Annotated in this window: 11 protein-coding genes and 1 pseudogene; 8 read left to right on the forward strand and 4 right to left on the reverse strand. The window is 62.6% G+C overall.

The annotated features are described in order from the left end of the window. The first annotated feature begins 190 nt into the window (after positions 1 to 190). The 4 genes from GX515_01790 (at position 191) to GX515_01805 (ending at position 5,568) form a co-directional block, all read left to right on the forward strand. Positions 191 to 907, forward strand: coding sequence for a hypothetical protein (locus GX515_01790; protein HHY31744.1), 717 nt, complete (start codon positions 191 to 193; stop codon positions 905 to 907). A 196-nt stretch (positions 908 to 1,103) separates the two neighbouring features. Further along, positions 1,104 to 2,903: a hypothetical protein gene (locus tag GX515_01795; GenBank protein HHY31745.1), complete on the forward strand. Its 1,800-nt coding sequence runs from the start codon at positions 1,104 to 1,106 to the stop codon at positions 2,901 to 2,903. Between the two features lie 167 nt (positions 2,904 to 3,070). Next, positions 3,071 to 4,312 (forward strand): hypothetical protein, encoded by a 1,242-nt coding sequence (locus tag GX515_01800; GenBank protein HHY31746.1) that lies wholly within the window; start codon positions 3,071 to 3,073, stop codon positions 4,310 to 4,312. Between the two features lie 236 nt (positions 4,313 to 4,548). Continuing rightward, on the forward strand, positions 4,549 to 5,568 hold the full coding sequence (locus GX515_01805) for a hypothetical protein (GenBank protein ID HHY31747.1): 1,020 nt from the start codon (positions 4,549 to 4,551) through the stop codon (positions 5,566 to 5,568). Positions 5,569 to 5,757: 189 nt separating this feature from the next. On the opposite strand, the gene GX515_01810 is transcribed toward GX515_01805, so the two are convergent. Together GX515_01810 and GX515_01815 are read right to left on the reverse strand one after the other, a co-directional pair. Beyond that, the gene (locus GX515_01810) at positions 5,758 to 6,912 is read right to left on the reverse strand and encodes a sigma 54-interacting transcriptional regulator (GenBank protein HHY31748.1); all 1,155 of its coding nucleotides are present in this window, start codon (positions 6,910 to 6,912) and stop codon (positions 5,758 to 5,760) included. Positions 6,913 to 7,988: 1,076 nt separating this feature from the next. Beyond that, a complete protein-coding gene (locus GX515_01815) occupies positions 7,989 to 10,289 on the reverse strand; it encodes a DEAD/DEAH box helicase family protein (GenBank protein ID HHY31749.1) in 2,301 nt (766 codons plus the stop codon). Between the two features lie 356 nt (positions 10,290 to 10,645). Between GX515_01815 and GX515_01820 the strand changes: the two genes are divergently transcribed. Continuing rightward, positions 10,646 to 11,566 carry a ComF family protein gene (locus GX515_01820; protein HHY31750.1) on the forward strand — a complete coding sequence of 307 codons (921 nt, stop codon included), beginning with the start codon at positions 10,646 to 10,648 and terminating at the stop codon, positions 11,564 to 11,566. Positions 11,567 to 12,311: 745 nt separating this feature from the next. On the opposite strand, the gene GX515_01825 is transcribed toward GX515_01820, so the two are convergent. Together GX515_01825 and GX515_01830 are read right to left on the reverse strand one after the other, a co-directional pair. Beyond that, entirely contained in the window at positions 12,312 to 13,433 is a 1,122-nt protein-coding gene (locus GX515_01825; GenBank protein HHY31751.1) for an IS110 family transposase, read from the reverse strand. A gap of 288 nt (positions 13,434 to 13,721) precedes the next feature. Further along, positions 13,722 to 14,264 (reverse strand): annotated as a pseudogene (locus GX515_01830) (N-acetylmuramoyl-L-alanine amidase). 342 nt (positions 14,265 to 14,606) lie between these two features. Here GX515_01830 and GX515_01835 point away from each other — a divergent pair. From GX515_01835 to GX515_01845, 3 genes are all read left to right on the forward strand, one after another. Beyond that, positions 14,607 to 14,897 carry a hypothetical protein gene (locus GX515_01835; protein HHY31752.1) on the forward strand — a complete coding sequence of 97 codons (291 nt, stop codon included), beginning with the start codon at positions 14,607 to 14,609 and terminating at the stop codon, positions 14,895 to 14,897. A gap of 213 nt (positions 14,898 to 15,110) precedes the next feature. Beyond that, a complete protein-coding gene (locus tag GX515_01840; protein ID HHY31753.1) occupies positions 15,111 to 15,404 on the forward strand; it encodes a hypothetical protein in 294 nt (97 codons plus the stop codon). Then, positions 15,401 to 16,129, forward strand: coding sequence for a hypothetical protein (locus GX515_01845; protein HHY31754.1), 729 nt, complete (start codon positions 15,401 to 15,403; stop codon positions 16,127 to 16,129). Before GX515_01840 ends, GX515_01845 begins: the two co-directional genes overlap by 4 nt. Positions 16,130 to 16,318: the final 189 nt, after the last annotated feature.

Genomic DNA, 16,318 nt, shown 5'->3' on the forward strand with positions numbered 1-16,318 from the left:
TTGGGCATCGGGAAGGACTAGCAAGGCTGAGCGGGGCTCGGGGTGACTCAAGAGGAAGGCCGTGGAATGCAGGTTCGCAGACTGTGGGCTGGGAATCATAACCAGGTAGGTCCAACTCCCAAGAGCGTCGGGAGACGCTTCGGAGGCTCAGAAGGCCTCAAAACACCTACAAGGAGGTTGAATCCTGAATATGAAGAGGATCATCGTGATGCTTGCGCTGATGGCCGTGCTTTCGGTACCGGCAGCGGCTCTGGCGTACAACCCGGGAGTAGCTCTGCCGAGTGGCGCCACAGAGGTTGAAGCCTTTGAATGGAACGGCACTGTGTGGTCAAGCATGTGGGTGAACGGAGCAGGCGCGCCCGCCGCGAACGCCCGGTGCTGGTCCAGCACGCCTGATAGCGGTGCTTGCAACAAGCAGAATTGGGTCATCAACATCACGAACCACGCATCGGTCGCCCAGTGGATCGATTGGTCCATTGGCGGCACGCGATGGGACTGGCGCATCAGGAAGCCCGGGACGTACGCCGCTGACTGCATAAACTTCACCATAAAGAGCAACAACGACGTCGCGGTGAACTTCGACGGGTTTGCTGACCTTGAATACCTGGAACAAAGCGCCGGGGTGAAACAGACCATCGATACCTACTACTCCTACGGTGGCTCCATTGAAGCGGCTCAGTCGAACGGCTGGATACGGGCTGCGGACCTGAACAACGCCGATTTCATATTCCCCGACGGCTCGGCTCTTCATTCAGGGCTCAACTACAAGCTCTGGAACAAGATCGTGGTCGAGAACTGCAACTCGTCCTGCGAGTACGAGGATACTGCCACCATAACGCTTACGGTCCGGAACATGAAGCACTGGATTGATCCTGAGACTGGCAACTTCAAATCCGATCAGACCTGACCACGAGCACCTCGTTCCGTAAAAACCGATTCGGTGCCTCACCGTGTCCGCTGAGGCCAGCCTGAGACGAAGCCGGCCTGAGAGAAGTCCTTCCCGGAACCCTGTATTACCTGGAAAGGTGAGCCTTGCACGACACGCGGGAAGATCAGGGGTGGCGGGTCGCCACCCCTGATCGGACCAGAGAGGAGATAAGCTCATGATGGTTCCTCATTCATCACGGTGTGACGGCCCTGATGGGTCCAGCCATGGCACGAGCAGGGCTTGCCGGATCACCCGGATCACGTCGTACGTGTTTCTTGCCTCGGTCCTCTTGTGGACGTTCGTGAGTTGCTTCGTCGGCGTGGCGCACGCTCAGGTATCCATCAGCCTGACCCCGCTCCTCATTGAGCTCACCGGAGCTCCAGGCGAAACGAAGACCTTCAACATCCTGCTCGTGAACGAGAGCAAGACGGCGACCGCGCACTTCCGAGTATTCGCCTCGGATGTGGTGCAGAAACCGAACGGCGACTATCGCGTCGTCGAGCCGGGCGAGTCAGAGTACTCGTGCGCCAAATGGATAAGGCTGTCCAAGGAAGAAGCCACATTGGGCCCAGGCGAAGCGCTTTCGGTGGACTGCAAGCTTGCGATTCCTAGAGGTACATACGGCGGGAGATTCGCGGCGGTCGTATTCGAGCTCGTGCCGGAGGAGAGGACGGGAGAAGAAGCTTTCGCATCCACCAAGTTCCTTCAGAGGTTCGCCACGGTGGTAGAACTCGCCATCCCTGCGCCGAGGGTGCGAAAAGCCGTCACCATCGCAGGATTCAGTGTGAAGGCTGCCGCGGACGACCCGAGGTATGCTGCCGCTTACGGCAAGGATGCCTTGATCCTCATAGGCGAGGTCAGGAACGAAGGCAACACACACGTGTTCGCACGCGGCTACCTGACTCTCAGAGACGGTTCCGGAAAGCGCCTGCGCCAGATCCCGCTCGGCTCGGGCCGGGGTTTGGTGCTGCCCGAGACCACCGTCAACCTTGTCTCGGTGCTCCCCTCCGGCCTCGCCCCAGGCAACTACATCGCGGACATCGCCGTGAAGTATGGCGGAACGAGGCCAGCCCTGGCAAAGGTGCCGTTCACGCTAGCTCCAAGCGGGGCCGAGGCAAGGCGCGTAGAGGGCGGGGCGAGGCTTGCCCCGTTCAACGTGCAGCCAGCCGAACTCGACCTAACCTACCCGCCCGGCGCGGTGGCCGCGCGGTCCATCGTGGTCGAGAACAAGTCCGATGTCCCCATCCATGTGGAGGGGAGAGCGTTGCCGCTCGTGTACGATGAGGAAGGCGAGTTAGTCCAGGACGAGGCCGCGCTCGCTGCCGCACCAGCCAAATGGAGCTGTGCCGGCTGGATTGAGCTGCGGCCTGCAACCATGGACATCCGACCGGGCGGCAAACAAATGGTTCGTCTCATGATCAATATCCCCAAGGACCAGGCCGGCAGCAGGTATGCGAACCTCGTATTCACCGGAACACCTGTGGAAGACCAAGGAGGCGCAAGGCAGGATGCAGCGGCAGCATCGCCGGCAGCGTCCCCGGCGTCCCCCGCATGGGCCGGGGAGGCCGGCGCCCTGGTTTTCCTGACCGTCGGCAAGCAGGCGGAGAAGCTCGCGGAACTTGGGGAACTCAAGATCGAGGACGGAGGCCCTTCTGTAGGCTGGATATTCAGCACAGCGCTCAAGAACACCGGCGCCACCCACTTGAAACCGCAGGTCACGTTCGGCATCAAGAGACATATCGTCCCCGAAAGCGTCCCGGGGATCGAGTATGTCGGTCCGGGCTCGTGGCAAGAGGTCGATTCCGTGGATCTCGGTGAGCTCGATAGCATAGTCCTCCCTGGCGGTACGAGGCTGATTCGAGCGGGTTACGCGCGTGCTCTTGAGCCTGGGAGGTACATGGTGGAGGTTACCGTAAAATACGGCGGCAAGGCGCCCCTATATGTGTCCGGGGAGTTTGAGGTGAAACAGCCGTGACAGCCGCGCCCGACTCGAGCCGCGCCCAACTTTGTCGCCAGCGGCGGCCAGGCGGCCCCTGTTTCAGGCCGTGCGATGCAAAGTGGCGGTTTAGGCGCCGGGGCGGACTCGCGGCTCTGGGCCATGAGCCCTGGAGAGTTTAGGCTGACTTGGAGGAGGGGTCACAGATGTCTGAATCAAGAGGTCTCGGGTTGAGCGGGAGAGCCCCGGCAAGGAGGCTCGGGCTTGGGCTTGTGCTGGCGCTCGCGCTGGCGATTGCTACGGTAGCCCTGCCGCAGGCGTCGATGGCGCAGGAGATCCTGGTGACCAACGTTTTCGACGGCGCCGACATCCTGAGCGTTTTGCGCGACATCTCCGCGCAGACGGGGGTCAACATCATGGCCGATGCCACGGTGCAGGGCTGGGTCACGGCGGAATTGCGCGACGTCCCCCTGGACAAGGCGCTTGAGATGATCGTTGGGCCGCTCGGCTATACCTTTGTCAAGGTGGGCGACTACTACGTCGTGGGGTCGGCAGATTCTAAGAACCCCAGTTTCCCGCTCCTCACCACCACAGAGGTGGTCAAGCTGAATTACGTCAAGGCGGAAAACGCCGCTAAACTGCTCTCGGATTTCTTTGCACCATATGTGAAGGTGGGCGCTACTGACAACGTTCTCGTAGTCACCGCCCCGGCCAGCCTGGTGCAGCGCATCAAGTCGGACATCGAGCGGATCGATCGCCCGGCACCGCAGGTCATGTTGGAGGCCGTCGTCATGGAGATATCCTCTGACAGCGGAAAGTCCTTCGGGGCTGACTGGCGCTATGAGGGCAGCGGTGGCCAGGCTGATCCGACGGTGCCTTCCTCGGGCTTCGTGGACTTCGTGTCGGGAATCTGGGGGGCCAAGTACAACGTGGCTGGCGGTCTCGAGCACATCATCGCGTCCATGAAGGTTCTCCTGGATTCTGGGAAGGCACAGATACACGCGACCCCAAGGATCGCTACGGTTGACGGCGAGCCTGCCGAGATATTCCTTGGCAAGGACCGCTATTTCGCAGTCACGACGGGCAGTAACAGCGACACGTCCACGCGGCTGGAGTCCATACGGACGGGCATTTCGCTCAAATTCACCCCGCGTGTATCGGAGACGGGCGAGATCCTCGTGAAGATCGAGCCTGAGGTAAGCGACGCGGTGGAGACCTCGGACGGCCTGCCTCTCGTGAACAGGCGTCAGGCCTCGACGTCGATCAGGGTGAAGGATGGGGAGACCATAGTCATCGGCGGCCTGAAGCTGAAATCCGAGTATGAGGTCAAGTCAAAGGTGCCGCTGCTCGGCGATATGCCGGTCCTTGGTTTGCTCTTCAGCAGCACGAGGAAGGCGTCCACCGAGACGGAGGTCGTGATCTTCATAACGCCAAGGATCATGCAATAGGACGTAGATAGGCGACTTCGGAACGGACGGATCATCACGCCGCGGTGTGCCACCGTGCTCCTCCTGAGGACCTGTGGCCCGCAGCGTGACCCTCCGGGCCGTGCCCAGTCTGACACTGGACATCGAGCGAGAGACCAGTCTCGCCCATGGGTGGTGGAAGGGCTGCTGGCTCGTGTGGTACGCGACAAGGCCGGCTCTGGGGCGTCCTTCCAGAGCCAAGGAAGGAGTGAGGCAACGTGACTGCAACGACGGCATGTCGCGGGCCCGGTCTCCGGTCCGCCGGAGCGCACGGGTCTGCGGTCACCAACGGGACGGGAGTTGGAATCAAGGCGATGAGCAGGCGGCTTGCAGCGGCATTCCTGGCGACGCTGTGCGCTATGACGCTGCTCCATGCGGTCGCATCCGCTGAAGAGTACGGCTTCGTAGAGCCATTTGGGTTTGCGGACGCCCGCTTGATGGCCATGGGATACTCGTACGTGGCGGTATGGGACGAGCCCAACCCGCTCTACTCGAATCCCGCTGCGTTCGGCCTCCGCACGGAACGACTTGCGCTCACGTTTGGGTCGGCCTGGGGAGAGGGCGCCGGGCCGACTGACTTCAAGTTCATCGCCCTCTCCGACATGGACCGCGGCGGCGGGGCGGGTGGGTTCGCGTGGGGGCACTATGAGTGGCATGACGGGGACGCCCTCTTCTCGGGCAACACGTTCAACTACTCGGTGGGGAAGTCCTTCGCCAAGTGGGGCGCGCTCGGGTTTGGCGTGCGCTACCTTCGCGGAGCGGCCGCCGATGCAGCGGCTGACGATCCTAACGGGGACTTGCGCTGGCGCGGTCTTGCCACCGACGCCGGCCTCGTGGTGAAGCACAATGCGATCTCGCTCGGAGTCGTCGCCCGGGACGTAACCAGCACGCGACTGGTCTTCGACGATGGCACCGCCGTTACCCTGCGACCGAGCTATTCTGCGGGCTTGAGCCTGAGACTCTCGGCCGGGACGGTGGTTGCCGTCGACGCTCACCGGGCTTCACGGCCCGAGGGTGGGCTTGAGACCTACACTTACACAGGTGGCTTCGAAGGGTGGCTCACGCCTCATATCGCCCTAAGGGGCGGGATCATCGTGGGAGACGGCGGGGGCCTCGATGTGAAGGCGTACACAGGCGGGATCGGCTTGCGGTTCGGCGATTTCGAGATGTCCTACGCAGTGCTCACAGGCGAAGAGCAGGGCAAGAGACAGTGCATAAGCCTTACCAGGCGCTTCTAGGCGGGGTCTTGAGTGAATAAGAACATGCGGGACTTGGGGCGCCGGTGTTGCACCCAGGGACGGCGCTTCCGCCCCAAGCGGGGCGTATCGACAAAACCCAGCCGGTCCGGCAGACGGCTGGGTTTTGTCGCGCATCGTGCAGTCACCGGCAACCCCTCCTGCAAAGCCATTGGCATTCCTGCGCCCGAGCTAGCCCTTGCCTAGGATGCCGTATCGCTTGAGCTTCTTGTACAAACCCGACCGCGATATATTGAGCATCCTGGCTGTCTTGGCCCTGTTGTTACCGGCGGCACGGAGCGCTGCCATGAGGATCGCGCTCTCGTGGGCGGCGAGGGACTCGTCGAGCCCCAGTCCTTGAGATGTCGGCGCATCCTCCACACGCGAGCCAACAGTCTCCCAGAGGTACTCCGGAATGTCTTCTGGTAGGATCTCGGTGTCTTCCGCGAAGTTGAGGGCGCGCTCGAGGACGTTCTCAAGCTCGCGAAGATTGCCGGGCCAATGATAGCTCAGAAACGCGTTCATCACCGTGGGATGAACCGACGTCACCGACGTATGGCAGACCTTGTTGAGCCTCCCCAGGAAACACTCAACAAGCTCCGGCATGTCCTGCCTCCTTTCGCGCAGCGGCGGGATGGTTATCGTGATCACGTCCAGCCGGTAATAGAGGTCTTCTCGGAATGCCCCCGATGCTACCATCTGGCGGAGATTCTTGTTGGTGGCCGCGATAAGCCTGGCATCCGCCGGTATACCGCTAGTGCCGCCCAACCTCTCTACTACGCGCTCCTGGACCACGCGCAGGAGTTTCGCCTGGAGCGTGAGGGGCATGTCACCGACCTCATCCAGGAAGAGGGTGCCTCCTGAAGCTTGTTCGAACTTCCCAGGCTTTCCGCTCTTGAGCGCGCCTGTGAACGCGCCTGCCTCGTACCCGAATAGCTCCGACTCCATCAAGGCCTCCGGGACAGCGGCGCAGTTCACCACGACGAATGGCCCGTGCGCCCGGCTTCCGGCCTCATGGATGGCTCGGGCGAAGACCTCCTTTCCAACGCCCGTCTCGCCAAGGAGGAGGACATTGGAACTGCCGCGTGCCGCACGCCGGGCGAGGATGCGGGCGGCGGCGATGCCGGGGCTGGAGCCGATTATCGCCGCGAAGGGATCGCGCTTGCTGTTCCGATCGTGTTCAGACTCTTGGCTGCTGTCTGGACCGGTGCTCCTGTCCCGGTCCTGGGGCTGGCCCGTCTCGCTGTCCCGGCGGTAGGCGCCGTCACAGCCACAGGCATAGTTGCGGTCGTGTCCCTTCCCCGGAGGATTCACATGATACATGGCAGGTAGCATGTCCTTTGACACTCCCCCTTGACTCCTTTGACGCTACAGCGAAGTGTCCTGGCAATGACGCGTTCTCGTCCCTCCTTCGACACCACCGAGCGAGGTGCATCAATCCCCGCCCCGTCTCCAGCAGGTGCCGCGCCAGCGGGCGGTATCGCGCTCGGGGACGGCGCTCCGAGCGGCGCGTGCTTCGCCGAAGTCCGGCCCGTCAGGCCAGTGGCCGGGCTTTGGCACCCCTCGTGCGATCACCGGCAACCCGTCCCAATAATCGGAAGCATTTTCGCACCTCCACTTAGTGCGCTGCAGGACGTCACTACAAGATACGCGGGCCGCCACGATACGTGCGTAGCGGAGGTTGCCAGTGTTATGCCTTGGGGACCAGCTCCCAGGGGGCGCCTGGCTTAGGGCGACCAGTAGGTTTTGGAGTCAAGCCCGCCGAGCTGGGACACCCTACGGGAGCCGTCGAGTGTTCTCGTGCCGCCGCGAGCCATACCAGGGCGGCGCGAAGCGGCACGCTTCGTGTCAATCTCCCCAGGAAGCCGGAATACCCGGCGGCGCGATCCCCTCTGCGATCGTGCCACCGGGTATTCCACGGTTTCGACTCAGTCTTAACCCAACGAGATAGGTAGGTTCCCTGGCACCGTCCTCGCCGACGCGACCTCTCGCGTTTCAGTGCTGCGGCGCCCAAGTATGTTGCCGAAAGTTCGCACTGCTTTTCGGCGGAGGGGTCCTGCCGGGGTTGCCGGTGCTGCCCTCCGGGGACGGCGCGCTTGCGGCGTGCCTCGTTCGAATTCGGCGCGCGAGATAGCCGAATTCTCCGCGCCCCGTCGTGCACGCACCGGCAACCCTAGCGCCGTCAAGAAAGGAGACGAAAACTTATGGTGCCACACTTAGATGTCTGCTTGGCAGCGTCAGGGCATCGGTTCCATGACGCGCCGGAGTCATGTGCGTACGAACGTACTGATTATTCTATATTATGCGCCGAAACCCTCTCTGCACCGCGCGGAACCGACGATCGCGTCGTGGCCTTCCCTCAGGCGCGCAACCGGCTCCCGTGTGGCGTGGCCCGTCCGGCTTTCTACACGCCATCCGGTTTTCTACACGCCGATGTCGGGTTTTGTCCTGGGCGACGCGGGAGCACCGCCTGGATCCGCTGCGGTTACGAGGTATCCCGAGTCAGCCGCATGACGGTTCATGGCACGGATGGAGGCTACGGCAGTGCGCATCGCGGGTGACGTGCGCTCTGCGACGAAGAACACGCGGGCGCAGGGGTACTCTCGTGACCTCCCGGCCCGTCCTGCCATCTGCACGAGGGTGCTCGAGTCGAATACGCGGTCGAAGTCGGCGTAGAGGACGACGACGTCGGCCATGGGCACGGTGATGCCCCTCTCCATGATCGTGGTAGTCACGAGGACGTCGATCCGTCCTTCCTTGAATTCCTCACGGAGCTGGTCGCGCTGAGGGTGGCGCGAGTGCACGAATGCGATACGCGGCGGTGTGGTGGGCAGGCTGAGTGGGCTCTGGGGCGAGGGCGGCCCACCTTTCTCCGCTGCGGCGACAGGAGAGGCAAAGGAGGCCTCCAGCATGGCGCACGCCCGTCCGGCGAGCTCGACGGTGGGCACGAAGACGAAAACGCGGTGTCCTTCGTTGAGCGAGGCTCGCAAGATGGCGGTTACCTCGGATGGAAGCTCGGATGCACGTGGGGGCCGAGGCGTGTACCCTGGCCGGCACGGCGTTGAGAACGCGCCATGTTTGTCGACCGGCGGGAGGGACGCCGTGACGATGGCTGGGACGGGAAGGGGGTGGCCGTGGTGACGGGCGGAGATCCTGGTCAGGCCAACCTCGCCCCGGTCAGCGGCGGCGAGCAGGGATTCGTCAGGGGTGGCAGTCATGTACACAGTCTTGCCGGCTGGCGCGGTGGCCCGCCTCATGGCATAGCGCAGCATCCTGTTGCCGCGGAACGGGAACGCGTCCGCCTCGTCGAGGATGACAAGGTCAAATGCCTCGTAGAACCTGAGCACCTGATGGGTTGTGGCCACCACGATGTCCGCGTCGAGGTAACGCTCTTGAGAAGCACCCCGAAGAGCAATGACGCGGACGCCTGGCAGGGCGGCGGAGATGCGCGGGGCCACCTCGGCCACGACATCGCTTCGTGGCACGGCGAACAGCACCCGGCCGCCGCATCCAAGGACACGGGCGACCGCCCCAAAGCACACCTCGGTCTTCCCCGCGCCACATACAGCGTGAACGAGACACTCGCTTCGTTCGTCCTCGGACACGAAGGCTTCCAGGAATTGCGATGAGTCTCGTTGCGCCTTCGTGAGCTCGAAAGGGAGCGCGACCTTCCAGGCCGGGGCGGGGCTCGTCTGGGGAGCGCAGCTCTCTGGGTACGCGGTGTGGTCCGAACGCTCCGCACAGTCCTGGCCTTCCAAAGCGTCTGAACGCGCCAGACGTTCTGTGTCCTCCGGGCGGTTCGAGCTCCGCGGCAGCTCTAGGTGCCGTGGCGATCTCGGACGCACCGGGGCGTAATAGAGGGGACGACACGACCTGGCCTCCCCCAAAGACGCGCACTCCATGCAGCGCAGACACTCGTCGCCCCCGCAACTTGCGCAGCTCGCCTCGCCGATCTCGCGCCCGCCACATCTTGCGCAGGTAGCAATCCCAAAGCGGTCGATGGCGACTGACGGAACGCGCCCGACGACTCCGCGCAGGACAAGCACCTGAAGGACGTCCTCGAGCGGCCCTGGAACGGGATGTCCGCGCTCTTCAAGGGCGCGCCGGATCTCGCGCTCAAACAAGATCCGCCCCTCAAGGACCTCGCTGACAACGCGAAGATCCTCCTGCGACGGCATCTCGACAGGGACATGGTGCGGAGCGGTGAGCGCGAGTGCATCTACGTACGTGGCGGCGCCGGAGCGGAACAAAGCCTCGCCCGGGCCGGAACGAGACATGGGTGGGCGGCGCGCGGCGAAGGACGACGCGCGGGTTAGGACGCCGGCGAGGCCGAGATGATGGACGGCGGTTCGGGGCCAAGGAGCATACCGCCGGTGGGCCCAGACGCCGGTTTCCCTTGCAGTCACCGCTGGTGGAGCTGGCGCCGGATGCGGTGCGGACCTCAGATTGGTGACGGCGGGGGCGGGAGCCACGATGTCCTCCGGTCGTCCCCCCGGCCTCGTCAAGATGGTATCGCACCGTGTCCTCGTGGGGCTCGCGGCCCGGAGCGCCTCGAGCTCCGCGAGGGCGATGGGCAGGGGGCCTTTGAGCACCGTCAGGCGTTCGTAGCCATCCTCGGCAAGCACGGCGAGGTCAAGAGGGGGGTAATGAGACACGCCGACGAACGGGGGATCGTCATCCCGCGACGTGCGAGCCGCGTACACGAAGTAGAGCGCGCCAACCATTCGACTCTTCTCCCTCCAATAAGTGCGTTTTCCGGCGGACGGCAAGCGCGTTTTGCGGGGGAAGGCGCGTTCCGACCGTGACGGAGGGTTCCGTGATAGAGTCTTCGCCCTGCGAGGCGTAGGACCTCCCAGAAAATGGGGTGACGTCCCTAAACCACCTTTTGGGGTGATACGTCGTGTATCACTCCCAAGTCATGCCATTTCCGTATTGTGCTGTCTTCCATGAGGAAGGTAAGATCGCGGTGTGCGGGCTCGGCGTGCAGGCGGGGATCGCAAGCCGAGGATGTGAAGGCTTGCGGCGTTTTCACCCAGTCTTTGCCTGAGACAACACAGATTGACAGCAGGGGGTACGGCGCATGGCTCGTTGGTTCAGTGGCGGAGCGTCTGGCGCGCATTGCGAGAGCACGGGTACGGCGGCGGCTGCGCGGGCCGGTATGTCGGCCTCGTACTGCGACCATGCAGGGGGGCGTGGAAGACTTGAGGACGCCGTTGCGAGATTCGTGCGGGACGTCCTGGATGTGCTGCTGCCCGAAGAGGAAGGCTGTGTCCTGTGCGGGCAGTTCCACGCGCGGGGCCTCGAAGAGATCTTCTGCACACCGATATGCGGACACTGTCTGAGCAGGATACCCTTTGTGCAGCCGCCGTACTGCCTCAAGTGCGGCCGGCCGTTGAGGGGCGCGGCTCTCGGCCGTGGCGGCGAGACCCTACAAAGCAATCAGGTCTGCCGCGACTGCGCTTCGGGCGCGAGGTTCTTCGAGGTGGCCCGGGCGGTAGGGGTGTACGACGGCGCGCTGAAAGACTTCGTCCACGCGTTCAAGTTCGGAGGGCGGCGGGAACTGGCCGAGGGCATCGGCGTCCTCATGGCGAGGGCCGTTGCGCGCGAGAAAGCGATGAGGGGTTCCGAGGTGTTGGTCCCAGTGCCGCTGCATCCGAAGCGTCTCGCTGAGCGGGGCTACAACCAGGCAGACCTGCTTGCGCGGGTAGTGGGGTCGTGCCTTGGCCTCCCTGTGAGGGCAGCGCTTGTTCGAAGCGTTCTTGCGGGAGAACAGAACAAGCTCGGGAGGCGCGAGAGGCGCGACAACATCCGCGGGGTATTCCTGGTCCCGCACCCGCTCGAGGTTGCCGGCAAGAGAGTGTTACTTATCGATGATGTGATCACAACCGGTGCCACTGCGAACGAATGCTCGCGTGCACTCCTCCGTGCGGGAGCTGCCGAGGTCCGGGTGCTCGCTTCGGCCGTGGCCCCTTTGGAGAGGGAGTGGCTGGGCCGCGCCTGAAGTGCCGCCTCAGGTTAGCGGTATCTTTACCAAGAGCCCCGAGTCCTCGCATTCTCTTCCATTGACACGGGCATATCTCCTTGTCACGTACGCAACGCAGTCTCCCGCCCCGTCCGACAGCCTGTAGCGAGCTAGTCTAGTCAGGAATGTTGCTATTGCGCCGCCTTTGCGCGGATTCACCGGCTGGTTTCCTTCCCATTCGAAGGTCTAGGTGGGGGTGCAAGAGTGCTCCCGACTTTTGGGAGGCGTTGCCGGTGATTGCACGACGGGACGTGGAGAATTCGGCTGTCTTAAGCGCCGAATTCGGACGAGGCGCGCCGCAAGCGCGCCGTCCCCGGAAGGCAACACCGGCAACCCTGGGCAGGACCCCTCCGCCGAAAAGTAGCGCGAACTTTTGGCGACATACCTGATATGGAAGGGCCATGTCAAGACCCTCCGAGCTGTTCCGTAGGATGGATTGTTAGTCGTTCACCCGGTCACATGCAAAGTACCTCTTTGGGGTTTGGGCAGTAGCGGGCGGACAGAGCGATGCGACGGCCTCTCATCTTGATATTCGCGGGTTGGATACCGTAAGACTTACACTCCGTCAGGGAGCTACCTCGGCCTAGACGCGTGCGTTCGGGCGGACCCCTTAGCACATAGGTAGTACGAGGATTCTCCCTACCGTCTCTCTGCCGCTCCGCTTACTGCTACACCTCCAAATCTATCGGAAGTCTACATGCTACCAACAAATCCTGACCGAAGCCTACGCCACTTCCCTCTTTACGCTCTCTATCACTACTTCATGCGCAATCGCCCAGACAAACCCCAACAGCTCCCGTGCCACTGCGACTACCACGACCTGTTTTGTCTTTCCCCTGCCCAGCATCTTCCTGTACTTGCGATTGAGCCGCATCTGCGCCTTCCAGGAAATTGCTCTAATCTCCTGCGATAGGCCCTCCTGGCGCTTTTTGAGCACAACCCCTACCTTCGGGGTGTGACGATAATTCCAGGCTGACTGCACTATCACCCGGCGCACGTGAGCATTGCCGCTTTTGGTGATCGACCCCCGCCGCTCTTTTGCGCCACTCGAATACTCGCTTGGCATAACACCTGCGTAGGACATGAGCTGTTTCGCATTCTCAAACCGGGTGATGTCCCCAAGCTCTGCCACCAGAGTCGCTGCTGTGATGAGATCCACCCCTCTAAGTGCCTGTAGCGCCTTTATCACCCTCTGGTCAGCAAATGCCTCAACATACGCCGCTATCTCTTGCTCGAACCGCTCTATCCTGCTCCTCGCCTCATCGACCGCATGAATGTATTCTGCTAGCACTACTTGCTGCGCCGCTTGCTCGAAACGTATGCCCTCAAGCCACCGACGGTGTTTATCAGTCCATGCCCGTATCCCTTCAGGAGCCCTTAGCTTTAACCTCAAGAGGAACTTGCTCAATTGGTGCCGCTTCCTCAAAAGATCCTGACAGGCGTCTTCCCTTGCCCTCAAAAGATCCCTCAAAGTCTCCTGACGCTCATCAGGAACCCATACCGGCGTAAGATCCCCACTTCGCAGCAGCCTTGCAAGTTTCTTAGCATCCCTCCGGTCCGTCTTGACTCGCTCACCCGGCTTCCTCGGAACCAGTGACGGCGCAACTACCATACACGAACAGCCCATCGCTATAAGCTGCCTGTAAATCCCATACCCACAAGGGCCAGCCTCATAGCAGAACCTCAGGCCCCCTGGTTCGCCCAGTTTCCTTACCAGCTTGGCTATTGCCTGAGGCGTGTTAGGGATCACCCCGAGCCCCTCCGCGTCCTTCTCATCCCTACCTGCTACCGCAACCGCGATCGAATCCTTGTGAACATCCAGCCCGACGAATGTGGTATACTTCATGGTGCCGGCCTCCTTCGCTTGTAGCTCTGTGCTGGTGGACCTTGTCTCCAGTATAACCTACGAACCGCGAATCGGGGCCGGCCCTTCCATTATGTCTAGATCGCTCAAGACGGTCGTCGTGCCCGGTCAAACTGGTAGGTACTGGGGAAGTTCAACAGTCTCACCCAGACTCACTTGGTGTGCGCCAGCCGCGAGGTTCCCTTGTATGCAACCCCGCAATGGCTCCCCCCAGGCCGAAGTCGCTAGCGGCGCGTGCGAGCTTCGATGGGGACGTGGTTAACCTCGTTGTTACATAGTGCGCGCGAGCCAACTCGCGAGGATATGCTGGTCTCGCAGCCACCCGGCAATGCCGTCCGTGATCGCCCGCGCGGCTTTCGTCTGAAACCCCTCGTCTCTAAGCAGCCTCTCCTCATCTTCGTTGGATATGAAGGCCAACTCGATAAGGGCGGCCGGCATTTTCGTGTGGCGCAGGACATAGAACCCAGCGTCCTTGACCCCTCGGTCCACAAGCCCGGTTGCGCGGACAAGGGGCACGTGTATGGCCGCTGCGAGCTTCCTGCCTGGGTCGCTCGTCCTGTAGTAGTACGCCTCCGTGCCACGGGCGCTATCGCTACCAGCGGAGTTGCAGTGAATGGACACGAACGCTGCGACTTCAGCGTTGTTGGCTCTCATCACGCGCGTTCTGAGGGGCACCGAGGCGTCTTTCGTCCTCGTGAGAATGACACCGATTCCCCCGTTCCGGAGCAGTGCTGCGACCCTCGCTGCCACGGCGAGATTGATGTCGGCCTCGCGCGTCCCGGCTCTCCCAACCGCTCCCGGATCATCCCCACCGTGCTAGTGGCCAGGGTCGAGGCACACAGCCGTCGTTCCCCTGAGCATCCGGCATCACCCCCAAAGCTCGTGTTACGTTGATGCTAGCGCGTCACATGTCTTGTGACGCCGCGGCACCCTTGTTCCAAATATCCTTGGACCCTTAGCCCGCAGTCGCGGCGATCCCGCATCGCCAACGCTAACGTATGCATGTGCCACTCGGGCTGTGACGCTTGCGGTCCGCTCCGCGTAGATTATGGAGGAGAAGTCGGGGCCAGGTGGGCGGCGCCCATCCGCTCCGTCACGAGTCATTTCGTTTCCTCGACTGGGGTCTCCGCCGGGCGCTCAGGAGGGGTGGGAAGGATGGAGAACGGGGTAACGATAGGGTACGATCTCAACGTTCATGATGCAGGACTCATCCCGCTAGTGATCGTGATCGTGCAATACCTCAAGAGGTACGTCGACAAGAGATGGGTGCCTCTTCTGCCGTTTCCGGTAAGCGCCGCGCTCTCGGCGCTCGTCGTCATCGGCTCCGCCGGCGAATGGCCGGGCTGGCCCGCGTTCCTCGCGCAGACCGCGGTGGAAACGTTGAAGGTGGCGTTCGCGGCCATGGGCTTGTTCAAGATATACTGGACCACGGTGCTCGGCAATTGATGCCGCCGCTCGGGATGGGAGACCCCGTCCGACAGCAGCCGCTTTGTTCCGGGAGACAACCATCGCTCCTGAAATTGGCGTGAGGATGGTGCCAGGACGGCTGGAGGCTGCTGTGAGCGCGGCGCGAGGAGGGGGCTGTGTCCGGCGCGGCACCGAGCGTGGCCGGGCGGAAGGCGCCGGAAAGTCATACACGCGAGAAGAGGGGGTGATGTCGTGCTGTCGCCGATTGTCAAGAAGTGGCTCCCGTGGGTGATCGCGATAATTCTCGCAGGGCTTGCCGTGTTTGCAGGAATCAAGTGGTACGAGCGTGACCGCTTGTTGCGTGAGGCCCTCAAGGCCAATGAAAAGGTGGAGCAGGCGATGAAAGACGTGGCGTCAGTGGAGGAGCAGCTGAGACTCATCAAGGAGGAGATGAAGAAGCTCGACGAAAAGCAAGCTGAGATAGATGCGAGGGTGCGAGAACGCGACAAGGTCCTCGAGGAACTCGAAAGGAGGACGCGACAATGAGGCAGCTACGACGTCTTCTGGTAATGGCGGGGGTGATCGCGCTCACGTTCGTGGCCTGTAGTGGGTCCGGCTTTGCGCAAAACTTGACGTATGCGGCGGGTCCGGCCGATGTGGCGATCGGGATCGCCACCCATCCTGGTGAAGTGCTCGCGTGCGCAGCAATTGTGGAGCAATCCGATGCAGGAGTAAACGCACAGGTAGCGGACGATACACCTGCGGTCAAAGAAGAAGGGCCGCCCGTCTCCGCGGCGTCATCCGATGAACCGGATGGTCCGGACGGCGCGAGTTCCCCTTCGACCGGCCCGGCGGGTGCGACCTCAAAACCCGGCCCAGCGCAGGGCGCCGAGGTTCCCGGGACGTACGCGGAGCTAAAGGACTTGTATCTCAAGGCGCTTCAGAGGATCGTCGAGCTGGAGACGGCGCTTCAGGACGCGCTCGACCTCGCGCGCGGCTATCGCTCGGACTGGGAGGAAGAGCGAGCCTTGGCTGAAGCCCGGAAAGCCGAGGCCGAGCAGGCGCTCGAGGCTGCCAAGACCCTCCAAGACCTCGTGAACGAGATGAAGGACATCATAAACAAGCAGCACGACATCATCATGAAGCTAACGGAAGTGAAGCCGACGTCAGTCGGTTTCACGGCCGGGGTATCCATCCAGCGGGCGGTCCTCGCACCTGACAAGGTCTCGTACGCACCCGGTTTCACCGTCGGCATCATTGTGTTTCCGTGAGGAGACCGCAGTCCTGGGCAGGTACACTAAGCAGCCGTCCATGGCGGCCAGCTGTCGCCGCCATCGAGAAGGTGAAAGTAGCAGCCGGCTGCTGGCCTACCGTGCCGGACTTCAAGCAAGCGGGGCTCGCTCGGGCGCCGTCGCCAGCAGAGCAGCGGCGGCCTCGCGCAGCGTGATGAGGCGCGCGGT

It is taken from the genome of Bacillota bacterium (assembly GCA_012842395.1).
Taxonomy (GTDB): domain Bacteria; phylum Bacillota; class SHA-98; order UBA4971; family UBA4971; genus UBA6256.